Genomic DNA, 3,130 nt, shown 5'->3' with positions numbered 1-3,130 from the left:
CCCCTGAAACGTCCGTCCCCCCACACCGACCGTATGGAGGTCCTATGGCCGAAGCCGGCGCCGAAGAGTTCGCCGAGTACGGAGCCGCAGCGCTGGACTCCTTCCAAGCCCTCTTCGAGCAGACCGAGCACCTCAACCACCGAACCAACGACGACCACGCCCGCGAACTCCTCGGCGACCTGCTCATCGACCTGATGCACTACGCCGAACACCGCGACCTGGAATTCAACGACATCCTCGCCCAAGCCCAGGGCTACTACCTCAGCGAGCAGGCCAATTCCAGCGTCTTCCCCATCGGATCAACCGTCCAACGGGAAGGCCCAGCCGCCGACGAAGCGATCCTCCTCGGCCAGCCGACCCGAGGCACCGTCACCGGAATCCTCGTCCCCGACCACGGACCCACCGAGTACTACGTCGGCTTCCTCGGCCAAACCACCAACCACAAGACCATCGCGGCCGACCTGGAACCGGCCCCGCCCTTCCCCGCCACCACCACAACCCAAGGCGTCATCAACGACCCGCTACGGGCAGAAGCAACCCTGGTCGAGACGATGACCCGCATCGCCAACGCCGAAAGCCAAGGCGTCCAACCCCAGAAGGGCGAGCTCAACGATCAACGTTCCCTGCTGAACGCTCTGGTGGCCTGGAACGGCATGGACAAACGCAACGTCACCGACCTGCTCCTCGCCAAGATCGAGACGCGTCTCCCCACCGACAGCCAGCACCCGCCGACAGCACCAGACGCGCCGCTCAGCCCCGGCCAACTCGCCGCCCAAGCCTTCCCCTCGCCACTCCCGCAAGGCCTTACCAACCCGCAGGACTCGTCCTCACGCCGTCCGGCCGACACCACACCTCCACGGCCCCGCCGCAGCCGCTGAGCGCGCTCACCACCTCTCAACTGCAGAAACTCGCACCGACACACGGCCACCACAGTTGATCACCACCGACCCATCAATCACACTCGACTGATCACTTTTAGTTAACAGCTCACGTTCACGTCGCCTATCAAGGCTGACTCGCATCGCCACGGAGGTCCCATGAAGCACTTCTTCGACTACGCCACCCGCCAGATCAAAGCCGCCGACACCGCCCCCGCACTCCTCACATCCGCCTTCGTCGGCCTCGACCTCATCGAACGCGCCACGACCGTCCTCACCCAAACCGCACCGAAGGACGCTCACCAAACGGCACTCGCCGAGGCCACCGACGCCTGGTGGGCCCTGGCGGAAGCACCAACCCTCGGCTGGCCCGAACGCTCCATGACCGACACCGACATCCGCCTCCTCGCCGACGCCGTCGCCGCATTCGTCATGGCCGTCGCCGAAGCGATCCTCACCGCCGCGTCCAAGACCACCGACCCCGCCGACCGAGTGGCCTGCCTGACCGCCGCCCACCACGCCGGCCACATCCACGCGGCGCTCGGTAGGCGCCCGTGATACGCGGCAACGCCAAGCAGATCACCCGCGCCACCCGCGCCCTGGAGACCTACGAACAGTCCGCCTTCCCCGGCGAACCCTCACTGCTGCAACACGACCCGCTCTACGCCGAAGCGCTCCTGACGGCACTGCTCTGCGACCTGGAGCACTACGCCAACCACCACGGCATCAACTTCACCAGCGCAATCAGCACCGGCCACTCGATCAACACCGAAGAAGCCACCGATCAGACCACCTACGAAGTAGGCGACCAGGTCCGGCTGACCCGCCAATCCGGCCGCTGCGGCAGCATCATCGGCTGGACGAGCCCCGCTCCGGACGTCCAGCCGGACTATCTCGTCGAAGTACCGGGCGTCCCCTTCGTCTATGCCGAAACGGCCGCCCACCTGACTCCAGCACCACCGTTCCCGCCAACGGAAACAAGCCTGGGCACCATCACGCACGCCAACCAGGCCGAACAGGCCTACACCAGCATCACGGCCCAGCTCTTGTCCACAGCCGAGCCAACTCACGAAATCCTCGACCAGGACCGCCATAGGCTCCTGGACGCACTGAGCTCGTGGAGCGGCATCTCAACAACCCAGCTCCACGAGGCACTCACCCCTCCGCCCCGCGCGACAGCCACCTCGTGTTGGCCGACCACAACGAACCGAAGCCGCGTCGCCCCACAAGAGGACACCGGAAACCGAGCCCGTCGCTTTCCTCCGTCCTGAACTCAGCTCCGCAGGCCTGACAACCCAGGAGGCCCCATGCAGAACAGCAGTACACACCAACGCCCCCACGTCCGAATCCGCCCCAGCCGACCGAGCAGCACAGACCCCGCGCACCCGAGGAGCGACTCATGACCCACGAACGCGAGCACGACGACGTCCGGCGCGGCTGGTTCACCGAGATCCTCAACAGCGCCCTGCACGACCTCGCCCACGCCGAGCAAGTCATCACCTCCTACGCCGCCCAGGAACCCGACGGATTCATCGCCTGGGGCATGGCCGAAGGCGAAGCCACCCAAGCCCACCAGGCCCTGCGCCAAGCACCGTCCCTGCACACCATCGCCCCCACCGACTACACCGCCGTCAACGCCACCGCCGACGCCCTCTTCGAACTCGCCAGAAAGATCTCCCAGAGCCTCGTCCGCGCCGCCGAACTGGCCAGCGACCCCGACGACAAAATGGCCTGCCTCCAAGCCGCCCTGCACGCCGGCCGACTCCGCGAAGCCCTGCGGTAGCCGCCGTGGTCACCTTCGGGGACATGACCGCGATCGCCACCGAACACCTCACCGACCTGCAAAACCAGCTCCACAGCAAACGCCTGATCCGCGACCTCCGCAGCCCCAACACCCCACCCGAACTCGCCCGCCTCACCCACGTCCTAGCCCGCTACCACGACCAGATAGCCGCCGGCTTCGGCTTCCCGCACCCACACACCACCGGCGTGCGGGACGCCGCCGACCGCGCCAGCACCCTCATCAAACAAGCCGAACAACTCCTCGGCCCACCCGCAGACACCCAAACCCCAAAATCCGCCCTGGCCCAGAAACTCCGCGCCGCATCCATCGCCCTCGGCTGCGGCCTGGACCTACTGTCCACCCACTTCCCCACCGCCCCCGACCAGACGACCTCCGCCGACGCCTCCGTAATCGCAGCCCCCGACACCGCCCGAGCCCTCCTGCGCCAACTCAGCACCCACACCGCCAC

Annotated in this window: 5 protein-coding genes; all 5 read left to right on the top strand. The window is 66.9% G+C overall.

The annotated features are described in order from the left end of the window. Positions 1-44 precede the first annotated feature (44 nt). On the top strand, positions 45-878 hold the full coding sequence (locus E1285_RS44175; protein ID WP_132160877.1) for a hypothetical protein: 834 nt from the start codon (positions 45-47) through the stop codon (positions 876-878). 159 nt (positions 879-1,037) lie between these two features. Further along, a complete protein-coding gene (locus tag E1285_RS44170) occupies positions 1,038-1,436 on the top strand; it encodes a hypothetical protein (RefSeq protein WP_132160876.1) in 399 nt (132 codons plus the stop codon). After that, positions 1,433-2,149 (top strand): hypothetical protein, encoded by a 717-nt coding sequence (locus E1285_RS44165; protein WP_132160875.1) that lies wholly within the window; start codon positions 1,433-1,435, stop codon positions 2,147-2,149. The genes E1285_RS44170 and E1285_RS44165 overlap by 4 nt, the downstream gene beginning before the upstream one ends. A 128-nt stretch (positions 2,150-2,277) precedes the next feature. Further along, complete coding sequence (locus tag E1285_RS44160) at positions 2,278-2,661, top strand: hypothetical protein (protein ID WP_132160874.1); 384 nt, start codon at positions 2,278-2,280, stop codon at positions 2,659-2,661. A 23-nt stretch (positions 2,662-2,684) separates the two neighbouring features. Further along, the coding region (locus E1285_RS44155; RefSeq protein ID WP_132160873.1) for a hypothetical protein at positions 2,685-3,130 on the top strand (446 nt) is incomplete at its 3' end.

The sequence above is a fragment of the Actinomadura sp. 7K507 genome (genome assembly GCF_004348425.1).
Classification (GTDB): Bacteria; Actinomycetota; Actinomycetes; order Streptosporangiales; family Streptosporangiaceae; genus Spirillospora.
The sequence above is the reverse complement of the archived record's forward strand: the minus strand, read 5'-3'. Positions and strand labels throughout refer to the sequence as shown.